The organism is Candidatus Protochlamydia sp. W-9 (assembly GCF_001950615.1).
Lineage (GTDB): Bacteria > Chlamydiota > Chlamydiia > Chlamydiales > Parachlamydiaceae > Protochlamydia > Protochlamydia amoebophila.
Genome location: NZ_BCPZ01000058.1, coordinates 1 through 18,667, shown reverse-complemented (window position 1 = coordinate 18,667; position 18,667 = coordinate 1). Strand labels below are relative to the sequence as shown.

Sequence of the window (18,667 nt, the reverse complement as noted above, 5' to 3'; positions counted from 1 at the left end):
CTAACTTAGAAGGATGATCCAGAGTAATAGGCATTTTTAATGCCTATTATATAGATTGTCTATTTTGATACCATAATTACCCTTCCTCTGTAAAGAAGATGGATTGAAAGATTTAAATTGCTTAAGTCAGTCAATGAAGGATTTTGAGATTAATTTGTTGAAACAAATAAAAGAGTTTCTCTATGTTAATCAGTTTAGTAAAGCTCTAATGGCGTATATGAATTACTTTTTAAGTATTATTTTTCTATTTTTTATAAATACTTGTGAAGGTTACATTTACGATCTTTCTGTCTGCGCTATTTTCAAAAACGAAGCCCCTTATTTAAAAGAATGGATAGAATATCATCGGTTAATAGGTGTGAAGCATTTTTATTTATATAATCATGACAGTACAGACCACTATGATTGTATTTTAGAGCCTTATATTCAGTTAGGGATAGTTGAGCTTGAAAATGCCATTAATTATCCTGATTTTAATGGAACACAAGTTGATTGTTATAATAGATGTTTGATTAAATGCAGAGGAGTTTCTACATGGGTTGCTTTTATTGATATCGATGAATTCATTTTACCAGCTTTAAATGTAGATTTAGCTTGGCTTCTTTCTCATTATATAAATTATGCAGGAGTCGCCTTAAATTGGCGCTGTTTTGGAACGTCTCAAATTGCTAATTTAAAGGAAGATGAGCTTATGATTAGTCAATTAATCATGTGTTCGCTCCCTGACTATTCTGCAAATATTCATGTCAAAAGTATCGTGCGCCCAGAGTTGGTTGTGCAGTTTTGTTGTCCCCATAATCCAGTTTATGTACCAGGTTATTATGCTGTAGATGTAGATAAGTTTCCTCAAGAAGGTCCTTTAAGTCAAACTGTTAAACTTAACCAAATTAGAATTAACCATTACTGGACGCGTGATGAATATTTTTTTACTCAATATAAAAAACCTAGACGGTTGGCATGGGGTGATACAGAGGCTCAAATTCACTTGTTTTTAAAAGATTTAAACGTTGATCGCGATGAGACTATTTTAAGGTATGTTTCAAGATTGAAAATAGCAATAAAAAAGTAATTTTTTTAATCCCGACCTCACCTTACCCTCACAAAATTGATAATTATTGCTAGCAGCACAGATTTTTTAATAGATAGGCCTAATCAAAAGTTTCTTAAGACCATTTTTGAAACAAAAAAAATTAATTAAGTAACCCACTGTTGAGTTTATTGAAAGAACAAGCTATAAAAAAATTCACTTTATAGAGAGTCTTTTTTCGAGGTTTATGGCTTAAATTAAATGCATCTCATTTTTGTTATGACATCTCGCATAATTGTGAGAGACATGATAGTGGGTAGATGGGATATAATCGTTTATTAAAAAGCTTTAAAAAATATCAAAAACAGGCTCATTTATTTCCTAAACTCTCTTATAATAGATGCCGGCGTATGTCAGATAAACCTCTTTATACTAATCGTTTAATTCATGAGAAATCCCCCTACTTACTACAACATGCTCACAATCCTGTTGATTGGTATCCATGGGGAGAAGAAGCCTTTCATATTGCGAAAACTCAAGATAAACCTATATTTCTTTCGATTGGTTATGCGACTTGTCATTGGTGCCACGTAATGGAACGAGAGTCTTTTGAAGATATAGAAGTGGCCGATTCAATGAACCAAACTTTTGTGAGCATTAAAGTCGATCGAGAAGAACTACCAGAAGTAGATAGTTTATATATGGAATTTTCTCAGAGTATGATGGCTGGGGCGGCGGGATGGCCACTGAATGTTATCTTAACACCTGATCTTGAGCCCTTTTTCGCGACTACTTATTTGCCATCTCATAGTAGTCATGGAATGATGGGTTTGATTGATTTAATTCAACGAATTGCGGAGCTTTGGTCAAGTGAGGAAAGAGAAAAAATCATCACACAAGCAGAGAAGATTGTTGAAGTGTTTTCGAGGGCTGTTCATACCACAGGAGAAGATATTCCTGATGAAGAACAAATTTCTATCACAGCAGATTTATTATATAAAATGGCTGATCCAACTTATGGTGGAATTAAAGGAGCTCCGAAATTTCCAATAGGTTATCAGTATAGTTTTATGTTGCGATATTATGCAAATATGAAAGATAGTCGTGCTCTTTTTCTTGTTGAAAGAACCCTAGATATGCTTCATCGGGGGGGGATTTACGATCATTTAGGGGGAGGATTTTCTCGTTATAGTATTGATGAAAAATGGCTTGTTCCTCATTTTGAAAAAATGCTTTATGATAATGCAATTTTAGCTCAGAGCTATTTAGAAGCTTGGCAATTGACTAAAAAAAATCTTTATAAAGAGGTTGCTCAGGAAATTCTGAACTACATATTGCGTGACATGACTTATTCAGATGGAGGATTTTATTCCGCTGAAGATGCAGATTCGGAAGGGCATGAAGGATTTTTTTATACGTGGAAAGAAGAAGAGGTAAAAGAAATTTTAGGGGATCATAGCCAATTATTTTGCGAATATTATGATATCACCACAGAGGGCAATTTTGAAGGAAGAAATATTCTTCATACTCCTTTAAATTTAGAAGAATTTGCTTCTAAACATCAGCAAGATATTGATCAATTAAGAATTATGTTTGACAATCAACGGAAAAAGTTGTGGTCTGCCAGAGAAAAGCGAATCCATCCTCTAAAAGATGATAAAATATTAAGTTCTTGGAATGGACTAATGATTTATTCTTTTACTGAAGCAGCATTTACATTCGACTGTCCCTTTTATCTAGAAGCTGCAGTTAAAGCGGCCCGCTTCATAAAGAACAATCTTTGGAAAAACCAGAAATTATTACGCCGGTGGAGAGAAGGACAAGCGATGTTTCAAGCTGGTTTAGATGAATATGCTTTTATGATTAAAGGGGCATTATCTTTATTTGAAGCTAATGCTGGAACGGAATGGTTAGAATGGGCAATAGAAATGTCGACTTTATTGAAAGTTCAATATAAAGCGGAAGAAGGGGCTTTTTATCAAACTGATGGAGGTGATAAAAATCTCTTACTAAGAAAATGTCAATTTTCTGATGGAGCCGAGCCTTCTGGAAATGCTGTTCACTGTGAGAATTTATTAAGGCTTTATCAATTAACGAATGAAGAAGATTATTTAGTACAAGCTGAAGATATCTTTAAAGGTGTTAAAGAATATTTAGAAAATTATGCCCCGGGGTATTGCTATCACGTCATGAATTTGCTACGTTATTATGATGATACAAGCCCTACAATAGTCATTGCATTAAATTCTACAAGAGAACATGAACAGGCTATTAAACAATTACTTTATCAAAATTTTATTCCTCATAAAGCAATCATTTGGCAAACACAAGATTTACAGTTGGAAGAAATTATTCCTTATGTAAAAGAGCAAGAAGCGCGTGATGACCAAACAACTTTATATATTTGTTACGAGGGTGCATGTCAACAACCTATCATAGATTTAAAGCAGATGAGAGAAGCTATTGAAAAACTTTGAAACAGGCATTAAATTTTTTTCAAGAGAGGGTACTCCACAGAAAAATATTTATATTTTTTGCTTTAAGAGTTTATAATTAAACGTTTCTATAAAAACCGCAGAATTAGTATAATAAGCTTCTTTAACCATGGCGGATAATGACAGCAATTTATAAAAAACTTTTGGAAATTCAAGATGCTCAGACGTTTGATCACTTGGATTATTTCAAAGATTCACAAATGTGGATTACAATGACGACTGATGAGCGGTCTTTATTTGCCCGTTTATTGGTCTTACAAGGGGCCTCACAACTTGCTGAAGGCAATCAACAAGTCTTGGGCAATTTTGAAATTGCTAATCAAGTAACCAATTATTCTCCGGCTATTCTTTATCAACAAGGACTCGTTTTTGCTGCTTATCCAGACAATTTACGCTGCCTAAATTATGCTCATCAAGCTTTTGATCAAGCAACTCAAAAGGATTCGTCTTTATTTGATGCTTGGTATCAAGGTGCCTTAGTTTTGTTAAAAATAGGCATGTTTGAAAATGATTTTTATCACTTAACGGAAGCCCAGCAAAAATTTCAAAAAGCTTCTAATATGCTTATTGAGAATTCACCTGTTGAAAAAGAATTTTATTGGAAATGGGGTCTCTGCTTAGCTGTTTTGGGTCGTTGCTGTGGCGAACCAAATGATTTTTACCGTTCAGTCGAAAAATATCGAAAAGCAGAAGAAGTGGGATCTGCTAGCGAGGAATTTTATATTGATTATGGGCATGCTTTAGCCGATTTAGCTTCTTTATTAGATCAGACCACCTACTATCATGAAGCATTGCAATGTTTTAATCGCTCCACTCAAATAAATCCTTTGAATTTTGAGGGCTGGTACCAGCAAGCCTGTTGTTTACTTCGTCTTAGTGAAACTTCATTAGAAACTTTTTTTATCGAACAAGCGGATGAATGCTTTGCAAAAGCTTCTGAATTAGACGCGCTAAATAGTTTGCTATGGCTGAAATGGGGCCAAATGGAAATGCTTTTTGGAAAAGCAACTCGAGATTTAAAGAGAGTGGAAGAAAGTTTGAATAAATTCCAAAAAGCAAATGACATCGATCCGAATCATCCTCATGTTTTAAGTAGTTGGGCTGAAACAGAACTCTTTTTAGGAGCTCAGCATGAAAAATTAGATTGGATTCAATCTGCCAAAACAAAAATTACAAAAAGTTTGGAGATTAATCCTGAGTCTCCAGATGGATGGTATCTTTACGGCTCTTGTTTAAATGAGTTGGGCCGCTATTTTGGTGAGGAGGTTTACTATCGTCAAGCAATTGAAAAATTTCAGTATGGTTTGTCCCTGACACGACAAAACCCACTTCTTTGGTATGGACTTGCTCTGGCCCACTTTGCGATTGGAGAGTTGAGTGAAGATCAATTATTTTTTGAAAAAGCAGTCCATTACTGTTCCCGTGTTATTGAGTGTGGTGGAGGAGTTTTTGCTCAATTTTGGAATGACTGGGGCGTCTCTCTCATGAAATTAGCAGAAATGACAGGTCAACGACATTTGGTCGAACAAGCAATTGAAAAATTTGAACGAGCACTTAAACAGCCTCTAGTTGATCTAGACATGACTGATTTAGATTTAGAATGGGTCTATAACTATGGTTGTGCCTACGATTTATTGGGTGATATCACTGAAGAGCCTCAATATTTTGAAAAGTCTATTCAAATTTTATTACAAATTTTAGAACTTGAACCCGATTATATTCAAGCTCGATACAACCTTGCAATGGCTTATTCCCACTTGGGAGAAGCTTTGTGCGATATCGAGCCTTACTTTAAAGCGATTGAACATTTTCAATTAATCCTTGAACAAGATTCTGAGGATGAAATCATTCATATGGATTTCGGTGTTTCTCTGATTAATTTAGCGATCTTGGTTCATGACATTCATCATATTGAAAAATCTCATGGCTTTTATAGGCAAGCTGAAAGTCATTTAATGCAATCGATTGCATTAGGCAATACGCAAGCTTATTATCAGATTGCTGGTTTATATTCGTTGACAGGGCATTCGCAGCATACCATGCATTATCTTGAGAAAGCGTTAAATTCCGGAGCTCTTCCTCCGTTGGAAGATTTACTTCATGATGAATGGTTAGAAGGTGTTAGACAAACTCCCGCTTTCAAACAATTTATTAGTCAACTTTCCAGTCAGCATTTTAATGATGACAAATAAATGAGTTTACATTTCTTAAACTTAATAGAAGATAAATGATGCGGCTCATGTTTTTTAAAGGTTTTTCGTGAAAAAACCTTACTTTTTATCCTTATTATTAGAAAATCATTTCTATTGCTTTTAATCATCCTTAAAATTAGTTAATAATCTAGAAAAGATAAGGCAGATTTGTTAGTTGATCTAGGTTTATTTCAGTTTTTAATGAAGCAAGAGCTCAATTTCATCACGAGTTTCTTTGAGCAATTAGCCTAAAAAAAGAAAGTAAGCCTTTTATTTAAGATTTTAACTCATCTTACACATGGTAAGATGAGTTAAAAAAAAGCTAGGCTTTTCCGCCAGCTCGTTTGCGGTCATTCTCTAAAAGATGACGTTTTCGCATACGGATGCTGTCAGGAGTGACTTCGATTAACTCATCATCTTGGATATAATCAATTGCTTGTTCAAGAGTAAATCGGCGAGCAGGGATTAAGATAATGTTTTCATCACTTCCAGAAGCTCTGACGTTTGTCAATTGTTTTCCTTTAGTCACGTTGACCACTAAGTCATTATCGCGACTATTCTCTCCAACGACCATCCCTTCGTAAACTTCATCCCCGGGAGCAACAAACATGACTCCACGATCTTGTAAATTAAAGCAAGCGTAACCACTGGTTTTACCTGGTCCATTAGAGAGTAAGACACCCCTTGTACGACCAGGAATAGTTCCTTTCCAAGGAGAAAAGTTTTCAAATACAGACGTTAAAATACCAAGACCTCTAGTCGCAGTTAAAAAGTCATTGCGATAACCCATGAGCCCTCTTGTAGGAATCAAAAAATCTATAGCAGTAATTCCATTTTCATCTGTGTCTAGTAGTTGAAGTTCTCCTTTGCGTCGGGAAAGTTCTTCAATCACTGTTCCTGAGTAGTCTTGTGGAACCTCAATATGTACACGTTCAATCGGTTCATATTTCTCGCCATTGACTTCTTTAATAATAACCCGAGGTTTAGAAATGCTAAACTCGTATTGTTCGCGACGCATAGCTTCTACTAAAACGGCTAAGTGAAGCTCTCCGCGACCAGATACAGTAATTTTATCTTGATCTCCGCTCTCATCTTCGATTCTGAGGGAAATATTAGCGCGTTTTTCTTTTTCTAAGCGATCGCGAATTTTATTCATTGTAACGTGTTTACCACTACGACCAACAAATGGACTATTATTAACTGTCATATCGACGGAAACAGTAGGTTCGTCTAGCTTAATACGAGGAAGTCGAACAATTTTTTTAGGATCGCAAATCGTGTCACCAATTGTCACTTCTGGAATACCTGATAAGATGACAATGTCGCCTACGCCAGCTTCTTCCATTTCAACTTTTTCAATTCCTAAATGCCCTTCAATACGGGTAATTGTGCATTTGGTTTCCACTCCATTTTCATCAATGTGAATGAGCTGCTGACCTTTTTTGACAGTCCCTTCTAAAATTTTTCCACAAGCTTGTCGGCCAACATAATCATCGTAAGTAATTGTAGATACATGCATTAAGAAAGGATTTTCGAGGCTTCCTTTAGGCTGTTGTACGGCGTAAGTAATAAGTTCAAATAAAGGACGCATATCTTTATGTATATCGTGCATGTGGTGCATCGCAAATCCTGATAACCCTGATGCATAGCAATAGCGGAAATCAAGTTGTTCGTCTGTTGCACCAAGTTCACTAAATAGATCAAATGTTAAGTCTAATACTCTATCTGGGTTGGCATGAGGTCGGTCAATTTTATTTAAGACGACAATAGGTTTAATGCCCATTTTTAATGATTTAGAAAGAACAAAACGGGTTTGAGGCATCGGTCCCTCTTGGGCATCTACAAGTAGTAGGACTGAATCTACCATTCCTAAAATACGTTCGACTTCACCTGAGAAATCAGCGTGTCCTGGAGTGTCAATAATATTAATTTTGAAATCATCAAAGTAAACAGACGTATGTTTAGCAAAAATAGTAATTCCACGCTCTTGTTCTTGATCATAGGAGTCCATAACGCGTTCGCGAACTTGTTGATTATCGCGAAAAATTTTAGACTGTTTAAGCAAAGCATCTAACAATGTTGTTTTACCGTGGTCAATATGCGCAATGATCGCAATATTACGGATTTTTTCAGGAGAATACATAAAGTGATCTTTTAGTTTATGAGGCTAAACTTTTCAGCCAGGTTAATAATTCAAACATTTTATATAAATCATAAATGATAAGCTTTCAGAATTTAAAAAATCAAGTTTAAAATTCCTTTTAGAGGTATTCTCTAATTTATTTTTAACTTATTTGTATAAACAATATATCTTCATCAATTCCTTTAATTGAATTAACATTTATAAGAATGTTAAAGCCATGTATAGTTGTGCTAGGCTTATTAATTGTTTAAGGAAGAATGTGGAATTAAATCACTCAAATGAAAATGAAAAATTTGAAGAGGCGAGCGTCTCAGGAAATCTAATGGATTCTCGAAGAAGCCAATTAGATGATGTCCTCAATGAAAAGCTTGAGCAAGCTTTTCATAAGCCTACTTCTCAATTCATGCTGCATGATATTGCTAAAATTGCAAGTGAACATGATCCTATCGACCTTGCGTATGCTGTCACAAGGCTTCCTCCCAATGCACGTGTTGTGGTGTATGAAAACCTACCTGATTTAAATGCCAAGATCATTTTTATGATTAATGTTGGCAGTACGACCCGAACCTCTATTTTTTCACAAATTAATGATCAGGAAATTAAACGACTTTTAGAAAGGATGCCTCCTGATGAAGCGACATGGCTTTTAGACGATATGTCGAATCGGCGAATGAAGCGGGTATTGGATTTATTAGAACCAAAAAAAGCCATGCGCATTCGAGAGCTCTATAAACATGAAAGAAATAGTGCTGGTCGTATGATGACGAATGAATTTTTTTCATTTCATATGAACACCACAATCGGAGAAGTTGCTGCAGTCATCAGAGATAATCCAGGAATTGATTTAACACGTCGAATTTTTGTATTAGCAGATGATGAGGAACTAGTCGGTTTTGTCCCAGCCCGTAATTTGATTGTCAATCCTCCTTACATTCCAATTCGACAAGTCATGCGTCCAATCCTTCATCAAATTAACGTAGAAGATTCTCGTGATGAAGCCGTTGATATTGTGGAACGCTATAAAATTTCTGCTTTACCTGTTGTGGATGAACAAAATCATTTGCTCGGCGTGATTACCTATGAAAACGTTTTAGAAGCTTTAAAAGATATTGCTGATGAAACCATTGCTAGTTTTGCTGGTACAGCTGAAGATTTCAGTGAACATGAACCCATTTTTAAAAGATTTTTGTGGCGCGCTCCTTGGTTAATTGTAACCTTGTGTGCAGGGCTTGTCACAGCAACAGCTTTATCACACTTTAAAGACCGGAATTGGTTTACTTTTGTTGCTCTCTTTGTCCCTTTAATTGCCGGAATGTCTGGCAATGTGGGTATTCAGTGTAGCACAATTTTAGTTAGGGGAATGTCTACTGGAGAACTTTCGCATGGCTCTCGCCGAGAAGCCATTCTTGAAGAGCTTAGTATTGGTGTCTTAATTGGAATTATTTTCGGTTTAGTTTGTGGGGTATTTGTTTACTTGCTTAACCGTTTCGATGTTCATTATGCTGGCTCAAGTCCGCTTGTATTAGGCGCAATCGTCAGTTGTGGATTACTCGGAGCCTGTTTGATGGCGACACTATTAGGTTCATTATCACCGTTTTTCTTTGCTCGTTTTCGCATAGATCCAGCCGTTGCTTCTGGACCTATTGTTACGGCCTTTAATGACGTTTTATCTACTCTGATGTACATCTTCATTGCCAAAATGATTAGTACATTTTTTCTTCCAACAATGTAATTAAATTAGTGTTGATTAGAAAATGATGAATTCGAAACTAAGCGAAAATGATGTTTTCGCTTAGAAAAAAACATATTTTTATCTAGCAATTTAAGCTTGATTGAGTTGGATATCTGTGATAGTAGTCGGGTGGTAGTTAGGCAAAGTCACGGGTGTTTTGTAAGAAGCTAATTTCTTTTGAAAAGTAGAAAGATGATTTAAAAAATCTTTTTTTCGTTCTTCAAAATGATTATTCTTTAAAGCAGCTTTTTTGAATTTTTTTAGCTCTATTTGCAAACTTTTTAAGCGTTTTTTTGCAATATTTGTTTGCGATTCCTTTAAAATCAAAAACTTGTTATCTACATTGACTAGATCTTGATTTGGAGTGCCGATTTTCATAGCTTCATTAGCGAAATCAGTAAAAAGATTAATTTCGGTTTCCCCCTGGCAAAAAATTCGATTACGAACTAAGCAATCTTTAAAACTTTTTCGAATCTCTCCGAAATAAGGAGATAGGGTTGCTTTTCGAAAACAATCCATTATTTCACGTAATTGTTCGATATCTTTTTTTAGATGACTAAACTCCGGTCCATCAAGTTTTTTTAATTCATCCTTCATTTGAATGAAGTACTTTTTTCGACATGTTGTTCCATTGCCCAAATGCCTTAAATTTTCAACAACGTGCCAAGCTTTTTCATCGTAATATTTATCAATGCGATGCTTAGCAAAGGTACAAGCCCCTAAAAAGAGTGTAAAACCGGTAATAGTCGAAAGAGCTGCCATGGCTTTACCAAATATAAGCGGTATTAACACAGCAATTGCTAATGCTAAACTAGTAGAGGTTGTTAAAAACGTAACATCATGCTTATTTAGAGCGATAATATTTCTCTCATACCATCCCTTAAAATGTTTAGGCCACACATCATCTTGGATCCAAGTTTGTAAGGAGTTGAATGTCTTTTGAATCCACTGTTTAGAGATTATTGTATAATTCCTTACAAATGTATATGCAGTTTGTAATCCATGTTGCACATTTGTTTGCGTTTGACTAATTAAAGATGGGACTGTCATTATTTTTCTCTTGTAATAAAGTTGTTAAACACCAATACCATTTATTTCTAATTTATGATAAAAACTGTTCTTTTTGTTCACCTATTTATGACAAAAATGAAAATGCATGATCCATTAAATTAAAATTTCTTTGAGATTCCAGATGTTTCAGCAATTCAAATCGTTAGATGAGATAGTGTATCTTACTTGGATTAAACTAAAAGTTATAGTGATTAATTTTATTGAATTTATGCGTGTGATTTTCTATTACTACGGTGATCTCATTTTTTTAAAAATAGATCTCAAGCTTATCCTATCTTACTTTTTTAACAATCCTTATCAAGTGAGCAAACAATTTTTAAGTTCCAAAAGATCTAAAAATCTTTATGCTTATGGGGAAACTCCTTTGACAACTTTAGAGTTAATCGCTAAAGAATGCCAATTATCTATAAGAGACACTGTGTTTGAGCTGGGATGTGGAAGAGGGCGTACCTGTTTTTGGCTTCAACATTTCATCGGTTGCCAAGTCGTTGGAATTGATTATGTACCGCAATTTATTGAGCAAGCAAATAAGATTAAAGCTTTATTCCATCTTTCTGGTATTGAATTTCGTTTAGAAAATTTTTTGGAAACTAACTTTTCTCGCGCAACTATTATTTATCTCTATGGATCTTGTTATTCTACTTCATTTATTAAACAACTGGTTTCTCATTTGGCAACACTTCCCCTAGGAACAAAAGTCGTGACGGTGAGCTACCCTTTGACCAATTATCAAAAAAAACCTTCATTTAAGTTACTCAAGCAATTTCCGGCCAAATTCACTTGGGGAGTTGCTGAAGTTTATTTACAAATTAAAAAGTAAACCTCTTTTAAAAACTATTTAAAAGAGGTTTATTAACTGCTTAAGCCGCGTTAGCTAATTGTTCAATCACACGCTGAGAAGCTTGATGAGCACGATCAGCAGTAGAAAGAGCGCGATCAAACTCTTGATTTTCCCGCTGAAGTTCTTGAGAATGGTCTTGAATTAAAGCACCCATTGTCTGATACTGATGGTCATGGTGTTCAACTCTTCCCCTAGACTTATTATCAAGATGTTCACGTGTTGTACTAATAGTCTGACTGATTCCTTGTCCAATTTGAGCTCCTGCTCCCCCAGCAAATGCTCCAGCAATCGCTGCCACACCCGCAAAAGCTGCAGTTACGATAGGAACGCTGCGGTCGTATTCAGCTAATTTTTTTTCCACTTTTTCTGTTTGACGATCTTTTTCAATCAAACGTAGTTGATAAGACAGTCTTTTATTTTGAAGGCGTAGTTGACCTTCAGCCATACCAAAATCTAAAAAAAGGATGTCAATGCTTTTCTTTCCCATTTCTTTAATTAAAGCAGGGCTTAAGGTGATTAAGTGTTGGTATTGACTTGGGAGGTTTGTTCTTTGACCTACTTCAGTCGTCCTTGTAATATTTTCAACTTTAATAGTCATAAAGACTCCTTATTTTATCATTAAATTAATTAATTTTTTAAGTTGCAGAAACATTTCTTCTCATTCTTTCCAGACTTTTGATAAGTTTAATCAACATTTCTTTGAAATAGGCGTCAGTCTCGGCGATAGTGCCCATTTTTTCACGGTAGTCGTCCGTCCAACCTTTTGTTAATTCAATATCATGTTTATGAGAAGTTAATACTCCTTTTGTTTGGTTGCTCCTTACATTGATATAGCCTTTTCCACCAGCTGAAAAAGCAGTCAGCAAACCTGTGAAGAATGCTCCCATTTTGGCGGGTACAGCCAAAGCTGTTGCGGCTCCGGTCAAGATGGGCATGCTAAAACTCAGAGTGATAACCATCGCTGCCACCCCACAGATAAAAGTCGCTGCAATCGCTATTTTTTCTGCTGTATCTAAATAACCCGCAAGCTTTTCATCTTTTTTAAGTGCTTCTTTAATTTCTTCTAACGTCCGTTCTTGGATCTTGCGTAGGTTTTGTAATTGATCAAAGGAGTTTTGCGAAATTTCTGCCTGATCTCTTTCAAGTTCTAGTTGAGCTTTTAAAACAATCGCCATCACTTGATCAATTGTTTTACTTTCCATTTGTGCCAAGTTTCTAAGTAAGTCTTGGGAAGGAAGATTTGATATTTGAGAATAACTCGTTATTTTAGGCACAAATCCCTCTAAACTTGCTTCCTGAAAAAAAGCAGGTTTATCTATTTCAGGAATAGGATGGATGGGGGCAGCTCTACGAATATCCTCATCAGATGGAGTATGGGTCGATTGAATGTTCATGGCTTTTGAAAAAAAACATTGATAGCTAACTTGTTCAGTTGCCTTCAAAGAATCTGTGTTTTCGCCGATCTCCAAAGTATCTGAATGAAATAATTCATGAATAGTTTTGCTTTTTCTGTGGTTAGTCTCGGATTCACCAGATTCAATTTCAGTAGAGTGAGTCATATAAACAGATGATAGAAGCTCAGATTTTTTAACTGACATAATAAAATCCTAATTGTTTTTAGGGCTGCTTTCCCATTGAGTTTTCATGAGAGCGACATGTTTTAATATTTGTGCATTTTGAGGAGCACTCAAACGAGCCGCTTCTAACGCTTTTAAGCCATCATCAATTTGATTGAGAGCAAAATAACAATCAGCTGCATAAATGTAAAGATAAGGATCTAATTGCTTATTGTAAAGGGATTGCGTGTGAATATAACAATTTAAGGCTTCAGAATAATCTTGCTTCATTTGTAAGCAAGCACCTAAGCTTTTCCAATATTTTGGTTCATCGTGATTTACCACTGTCAGCAAACGAAAGAAAAGTGAGGCTTCTTCATATTGCCGGTCTCGATAAAGATGATAGGCCATATAATGCAAATTTTTAGTTTTTGCCATTATCTCTTTTTCTTGAAGGTCGACTAAGCGGTAATTAGATGTGGTCATCCTATCTTCCCATTGCAGCGAGGGCCGCCCTCTTGGGTTTGTCTTCGTACTTCATCGCTTGTGTCGCTAAAGTCAAATAACGATTAGATTCATCTAAATACATTTGCATTTTTTGGGTATGTTGTTTGTTTTCTTTATCCCATGCATCAGCAGATAAACCTAGATTTTGCAAAAAACGCTCTCTTTCTTCGGCATTAAAATGAGCTTTAGGATGCTCAGTTTTGGAATCCATCGGTATATTGATACCCATTCCTTTTGCAGTGTTTAATTTTTCTAGAAATTCGGCTTTATTTCTTAAGTCCACTTTCCCCGTCGTCGGATCTATGGCGTTATTAATTTCTTGAATAATTTCATTAACAAACTTGATTCTATCTTGTTTTTGGCTAACTTCTGCTGCAAGATGATCAATTTTCTTTTTGATTTTTTCACTTTCAGAAGCGTAGAATACAACGGCTTCTAAAGTGACTGGGGTGGATAAAATACCATGGTTGGGGAGTCGAATAGCCAAATCTTCTTCGATCATTTTGGTTTGTTGGGTCATAAAACCTCCATTTTGAAAAAATTTTAACTTAAAAGTTTAGTATTATTATAATTAAGATTAATTTTATCACATCAGTCTAATTAGGTAAATATTTAAATTTAATTTTAAATTTTAATTAAAACATTTTCAATCACTATAAGTTTCTTATTGAGGGAACAGGTTTTTTAAGCCTGATCTCTATTAATAAAAGGATTAAAAAAAAATTTAATCTAATCCTAATTAATTAAGTGAGTTGAGTATACTTGTGTATAATCCCTTCAATTTTGTATCTTATTCTCATCCAGATCAAATTCAATTCTTATTTGAAAGCTTTGCATAAGCAGTCAGAATTGAAAAGTTTTAAAGCTTGAAGGCAATTCCATTCATGAATAAAAATTTTATTGAATCTAACCTAAATAAGCAAGAGCTCTCTTTTGAAGTTCCTTTACGCCCTCAATGTTTAACTGACTTTGTCGGTCAAGATTCAATTCGTGATCGATTAGAGGTTCATATTGGAGCCGCTAGGCAACGAGGAGAAGTTCTAGGGCATTGTTTATTTAGCGGTCCTCCTGGGCTTGGTAAAACGACTCTTGCTTCTATTCTTTCTAAAGCAATGGAATCGAATTTAGTTTTAACTTCTGGGCCTGTTATTGAGAAGGCAGGAGATTTAGCCGGTATTCTAACCAGTCTAAAAACTGGGGATGTATTATTTATTGATGAAATCCATCGTTTAAATCGGTCTGTTGAAGAATATTTATATCAGGCAATGGAAGATTTTGCGTTAGATTTAATGATTGATAGTGGTCCCAATGCACGCAGTATTCAGGTAAAACTTAATCATTTTACCTTAGCAGGCGCTACAACTCGTTTAGGTTTGCTTTCAGAACCTCTTCGTTCCCGATTTGCTTTTACATGTCGTCTTGAATATTATGATCCCATGATTTTACAAAAAATTTTATTGAGAACAAGCCGAATTTTAAATGTCAAAATTGATTCGGAAGCTGCTTTGGAAATTGCCAAAAGGTCTCGAGGAACTCCTCGTGTGGCTAATCATCTGCTTCGCTGGGTTCGTGATTTTGCTCAAATAAAAGCTAACAACTACATTGATCTTTCTGTTGCCAATCGAGCCTTGACCATGCTTTCCATTGATGAAAAGGGACTGGATGAAATGGATAAAAAAATGTTACAGACAATGATCGATCATTACAGTGGAGGGCCTGTAGGAATTAACGCTATCGCCGCATCAATTGGGGAAGAGCCTTCAACTGTTGAAGAAGTTTATGAACCTTATTTAATTTTGCAAGGGTTGTTAAAACGAACTCCCAGAGGACGAGAAGTGACTTCCTTAGGCTATCAACATATCGTAGGATCTTCACAAAGATAAAATAAATGACAAATAAATAGGAGAAAGAAGATGGTATTAATGAGATTTCTTCTGCTTGCTTTAACGGTTTTACCGTTAACTGATCAATTACAAGCGGGAATTTGGAGTGATGTTGTCGAGACTTTTAAAGGGAAAAATAAATCTACTGCTCCCACAACACGCATCTTAATTACGCATGATGTGGAAAGAGTTAATTTAGAAGTCAAAGGGAAGTATAGTTTATTTGACCCCTACACAAATTCTTTTATTAGCTCTCGCTTTATTGGAAAAAATCGAGTGGTAGAAGCATTAAGAGATGGGCTAAAATGGGGAGAATCTTTTCCGGGTTTATATCAAATTAAAATCAGGCCGGACGATACCGCTACTCGCATAATCATTAACAATAAAGAATATAAAGGTTCGATCTACATCTATGATATTGGAGGGAGTATCAGTATTGTGAATCAAGTTCCAGTAGAAGATTATATTTGTCAGATTTTATCTGTTTATGAAAATAATCAGATCCATCCGGAAGCCTTATCTGCACTGGCGATTATAGCTCGAACTAATGCCTACTTTCAAGCAGTAAACCCTAAAAATACTTATTGGGCGGTGGACGCTCAAAAAGTAGGTTATGAGGGAACAGCTTTTGTGCCGGCTGAAGTGGAAGATGCTGTTCGTTTAACACGTTATATGATCATGAGCCGCACAGGCGTTTACGAAGGAATTGCTACCCCTTTTGCAGCTCAAATAAACGGACAGTTATTTGGCGCACAGGCAGCCAAAGAAATTGAATCAGCCAAAATTTCTTTAGAAGAAGCTAATAAAATGGCTGAAAATGGATCCCATGCTGCCCAGATTCTTGCCAAAGCATTTCCTGGTACCACGATTATGTTAATCGAATATGCCAACTAATTTCTTTTTGTCGATGTTGGTTTGGTAACCAGCATCGACTTTCCTTTCTATCTATCTACTTCTGCTTTTAGTGCAATAGAAGTGTATGAAGGAATTTTAAGTGTGTTTGAATTGACACGTTTACGACAACTTTCTTCAAAAAAATCTCCTGGAGCTACGTTATGGGTATTGACTAACCAAACCCAATGCATTCCTTGCCTTGCAGGAGGAATAGTAACTGTTAAAACAACGTGAGAGGCATTGAAAGCAACATAGAGATCAGGGCCTTCCTGTGGAATATTAAGTGAAAAAGCAATGAATTTATTGTCATTTTCCCAATCGGGGTTGAAAGGCAGTTGCCCATGCCAAGTGACATCCGTTTCTTCTAAAAATGTATTACGTTTAAGGAGAGGATAATTTTTTCTAAACGTGATTAATGATTTAAAAAATCGGAAAACACTTTGTTTCTCCTGAAGTTTATCCCATAAAAACCAATTCAATTTATTGTCTTGACACCAGGTGTTATTATTTCCATCTCTTGTATGTGCGTATTCATCACCCATTAATATCATGGGGATTCCTTGCGAAACCATTAAGGCTAATAAGAAGTTGCGAATTTGTCTTTCTCGTAAAGCGACAATTTTTTTATTATTAGTATGCCCCTCTATTCCACAGTTCCAGCTATCATTGTGATCAAATCCGTCTCTATTTTCTTCGCCATTATCTAAATTGTGCTTGTCATTATATGTTACTAAATCTGCCAGGCTAAATCCATCATGAGCTGTGATGAAATTAATGCTACAACAAGGAGTTCCTCGCCAACCATAAAGATCTTGTGATCCGCTTAATGCTGTCGCAAAAGCTGTTTTATGGCCTGAAGTTCCTTTAATAAAACGCCTCACGATATCTCGGTAATGACCGTTCCACTCTGCCCAACGTTGGCCGGGATAAAATCCACCGACTTGGTATAAGCCACCTGCGTCCCAGGCTTCAGCGATCAATTTGGTTTGTGATAAAATGGGATCGTGTGAAATTGCTTCGATGAGTGGGGATGGATTGAGTGGCGTGCCATTTTCAGACCGGCATAAGATGGAAGCTAAATCAAAACGAAATCCATCCACTCGCATTTCTGTCACCCAGTAGCGAAGCGATTGGATAATAAATTCTTTGACGATCGGATGATTGGCATTAAAAGTATTTCCACAACCTGAAAAGTTTAAATAATTTCCTTGTTCATCGATCATATAATAAGCATGTTTATCTAACCCTCGAAAGGATTGGATGGGCCCCATTTGATTTCCTTCAAATGTATGGTTATAAACTACATCTAAAATGACTTCAATTCCATGACGGTGAAGTTCTTTAACCATTGTTTTAAATTCAACTAAGGTTTTGTTTTCTTGGATTTCACTTGCATACCTATTCATCGGAGAAAAAAAATTTACTGTAGAATATCCAAAGTAATTCACTAATTTTTGCTGAGTTTTTGGATTAATTTGTAAGGCTTCTGATTCGTTAAATTCGTAAATAGGCATTAATTCAACAGCATTTATTCCTAACTCTTTAAGATAAGGGATTTTCTCAATCACTCCCAAATAAGTTCCTGGGTGAGAAACTTGACTCGACTGGTCCTGTGTTAGCCCCCGTATATGCATTTCATAAATAATTAAATCTTTTGAAGGAAGTTTAGGAGATGGTATGCCTTCCCAATCAAAAGTTGTTAACGGAATAATTCTACCAAGAGGGGAGTATGGTTTCGCACTTCCCCAATCAGGAGAGCTATAAATAGATTTTGCGTAAGGGTCTATTAATAGATAACTTGAGTTTTCTACAGGTACTCTAAAAGCATACAATGTGTAAGGAGGAAGCGATTCAATTGCTATATGCCAAACGTTCCCTGTTTTATTTAATGAAGGCTCTAGCTCTATTTCTTTAAAAGGGTTTAAAGGATCATTTTCGTTGAATAAACAGAGAAAAATTTTCTCAATATTTTTAGCATAAAGAGCAAAATTAACCTTTCCTTCTTGTATATTTGCACCAAAAGGAACGGGGGATCCAGGTGTTATTTGTATATTCATCTGAGTTTAGGGGGAAAGAATTAAAATATTTATTGACTCTCCTTTTCATACAGGATCAAAAAATTTATTCCAATAGATTAAAGATGATGAATTTAAGCTGAATTATAAAAATTGTTAAAATTAATAATTAATAAATTAAGTTTATGTTTATCTTATTTGTTTATATTGTTGATTTTTAAATATTTAATAATATTTAATTTAATTTTCTAAATTTTAAATTATAAAAGATTTTGATCTAAATTTTTATTTATTTATATAATTACAGAAAG

14 protein-coding genes are annotated in these 18,667 nt (G+C 35.4%); 7 read left to right on the top strand and 7 right to left on the bottom strand.

All coding sequences use genetic code 11. From position 1 onward, the window contains the following. Positions 1-217: 217 nt before the first annotated feature. From BU804_RS01780 to BU804_RS01770, 3 genes are all read left to right on the top strand, one after another. A complete protein-coding gene (locus BU804_RS01780) occupies positions 218-1,069 on the top strand; it encodes a glycosyltransferase family 92 protein (RefSeq protein WP_158024992.1) in 852 nt (283 codons plus the stop codon). Positions 1,070-1,437: 368 nt separating this feature from the next. Next, complete coding sequence (locus tag BU804_RS01775; protein WP_075882754.1) at positions 1,438-3,504, top strand: thioredoxin domain-containing protein; 2,067 nt, start codon at positions 1,438-1,440, stop codon at positions 3,502-3,504. A gap of 137 nt (positions 3,505-3,641) precedes the next feature. Beyond that, positions 3,642-5,714 carry a tetratricopeptide repeat protein gene (locus BU804_RS01770; protein WP_075882744.1) on the top strand — a complete coding sequence of 691 codons (2,073 nt, stop codon included), beginning with the start codon at positions 3,642-3,644 and terminating at the stop codon, positions 5,712-5,714. Positions 5,715-6,036: 322 nt separating this feature from the next. Here BU804_RS01770 and typA read toward each other — a convergent pair whose 3' ends face one another. Then, positions 6,037-7,857: a translational GTPase TypA gene (typA, locus tag BU804_RS01765; protein WP_039359071.1), complete on the bottom strand. Its 1,821-nt coding sequence runs from the start codon at positions 7,855-7,857 to the stop codon at positions 6,037-6,039. A 322-nt stretch (positions 7,858-8,179) separates the two neighbouring features. Here typA and mgtE point away from each other — a divergent pair, with 322 nt between their 5' ends. After that, positions 8,180-9,589, top strand: coding sequence for a magnesium transporter (gene mgtE, locus BU804_RS01760; RefSeq protein ID WP_039359094.1), 1,410 nt, complete (start codon positions 8,180-8,182; stop codon positions 9,587-9,589). A 90-nt stretch (positions 9,590-9,679) separates the two neighbouring features. Here mgtE and BU804_RS01755 read toward each other — a convergent pair whose 3' ends face one another. After that, positions 9,680-10,639, bottom strand: coding sequence for a hypothetical protein (locus BU804_RS01755; protein ID WP_075882743.1), 960 nt, complete (start codon positions 10,637-10,639; stop codon positions 9,680-9,682). Between the two features lie 142 nt (positions 10,640-10,781). Here BU804_RS01755 and BU804_RS01750 point away from each other — a divergent pair, with 142 nt between their 5' ends. Continuing rightward, positions 10,782-11,480 (top strand): SAM-dependent methyltransferase, encoded by a 699-nt coding sequence (locus tag BU804_RS01750; protein WP_075882742.1) that lies wholly within the window; start codon positions 10,782-10,784, stop codon positions 11,478-11,480. A gap of 40 nt (positions 11,481-11,520) precedes the next feature. Here BU804_RS01750 and BU804_RS01745 read toward each other — a convergent pair whose 3' ends face one another. From BU804_RS01745 to BU804_RS01730, 4 genes are read right to left on the bottom strand one after another with little or no spacing between them, the layout of a single operon-like run. Beyond that, positions 11,521-12,099, bottom strand: a complete 579-nt coding sequence (locus tag BU804_RS01745) for a hypothetical protein (RefSeq protein WP_075882741.1) — start codon at positions 12,097-12,099, stop codon at positions 11,521-11,523. A gap of 37 nt (positions 12,100-12,136) precedes the next feature. Then, complete coding sequence (locus tag BU804_RS01740; RefSeq protein ID WP_075882740.1) at positions 12,137-13,099, bottom strand: DUF3689 domain-containing protein; 963 nt, start codon at positions 13,097-13,099, stop codon at positions 12,137-12,139. 9 nt (positions 13,100-13,108) lie between these two features. Continuing rightward, on the bottom strand, positions 13,109-13,543 hold the full coding sequence (locus tag BU804_RS01735; protein WP_075882739.1) for a tetratricopeptide repeat protein: 435 nt from the start codon (positions 13,541-13,543) through the stop codon (positions 13,109-13,111). Position 13,544: 1 nt separating this feature from the next. Next, positions 13,545-14,084, bottom strand: coding sequence for a hypothetical protein (locus BU804_RS01730; RefSeq protein WP_075882738.1), 540 nt, complete (start codon positions 14,082-14,084; stop codon positions 13,545-13,547). Between the two features lie 364 nt (positions 14,085-14,448). Between BU804_RS01730 and ruvB the strand changes: the two genes are divergently transcribed. Both ruvB and BU804_RS01720 read left to right on the top strand, forming a co-directional pair. Further along, positions 14,449-15,447, top strand: a complete 999-nt coding sequence (ruvB, locus tag BU804_RS01725) for a Holliday junction branch migration DNA helicase RuvB (protein WP_075882737.1) — start codon at positions 14,449-14,451, stop codon at positions 15,445-15,447. Between the two features lie 30 nt (positions 15,448-15,477). Continuing rightward, positions 15,478-16,341 (top strand): SpoIID/LytB domain-containing protein, encoded by an 864-nt coding sequence (locus tag BU804_RS01720; protein WP_075882736.1) that lies wholly within the window; start codon positions 15,478-15,480, stop codon positions 16,339-16,341. Between the two features lie 47 nt (positions 16,342-16,388). Here the strand turns inward: BU804_RS01720 and BU804_RS01715 are convergent, their stop codons facing one another. After that, positions 16,389-18,398 carry a glycogen debranching protein gene (locus BU804_RS01715; RefSeq protein ID WP_075882735.1) on the bottom strand — a complete coding sequence of 670 codons (2,010 nt, stop codon included), beginning with the start codon at positions 18,396-18,398 and terminating at the stop codon, positions 16,389-16,391. Positions 18,399-18,667 lie beyond the last annotated feature (269 nt).

Bases quoted from the DNA above. Each gene is read 5' to 3' on its own strand.
- typA (WP_039359071.1), bottom strand. From the start codon at position 7,857: ATGTATTCTCCTGAAAAAATCCGTAATATTGCGATCATTGCGCATATT.
- mgtE (WP_039359094.1), top strand. From the start codon at position 8,180: ATGGATTCTCGAAGAAGCCAATTAGATGATGTCCTCAATGAAAAGCTT.
- BU804_RS01715 (WP_075882735.1), bottom strand. From the start codon at position 18,398: ATGAATATACAAATAACACCTGGATCCCCCGTTCCTTTTGGTGCAAAT.
- BU804_RS01770 (WP_075882744.1), top strand. From the start codon at position 3,642: ATGACAGCAATTTATAAAAAACTTTTGGAAATTCAAGATGCTCAGACG.
- BU804_RS01720 (WP_075882736.1), top strand. From the start codon at position 15,478: ATGGTATTAATGAGATTTCTTCTGCTTGCTTTAACGGTTTTACCGTTA.
- BU804_RS01745 (WP_075882741.1), bottom strand. From the start codon at position 12,099: ATGACTATTAAAGTTGAAAATATTACAAGGACGACTGAAGTAGGTCAA.
- BU804_RS01780 (WP_158024992.1), top strand. From the start codon at position 218: ATGAATTACTTTTTAAGTATTATTTTTCTATTTTTTATAAATACTTGT.
- BU804_RS01775 (WP_075882754.1), top strand. From the start codon at position 1,438: ATGTCAGATAAACCTCTTTATACTAATCGTTTAATTCATGAGAAATCC.
- BU804_RS01735 (WP_075882739.1), bottom strand. From the start codon at position 13,543: ATGACCACATCTAATTACCGCTTAGTCGACCTTCAAGAAAAAGAGATA.
- ruvB (WP_075882737.1), top strand. From the start codon at position 14,449: ATGAATAAAAATTTTATTGAATCTAACCTAAATAAGCAAGAGCTCTCT.
- BU804_RS01730 (WP_075882738.1), bottom strand. From the start codon at position 14,084: ATGACCCAACAAACCAAAATGATCGAAGAAGATTTGGCTATTCGACTC.
- BU804_RS01740 (WP_075882740.1), bottom strand. From the start codon at position 13,099: ATGTCAGTTAAAAAATCTGAGCTTCTATCATCTGTTTATATGACTCAC.
- BU804_RS01750 (WP_075882742.1), top strand. From the start codon at position 10,782: ATGTTTCAGCAATTCAAATCGTTAGATGAGATAGTGTATCTTACTTGG.
- BU804_RS01755 (WP_075882743.1), bottom strand. From the start codon at position 10,639: ATGACAGTCCCATCTTTAATTAGTCAAACGCAAACAAATGTGCAACAT.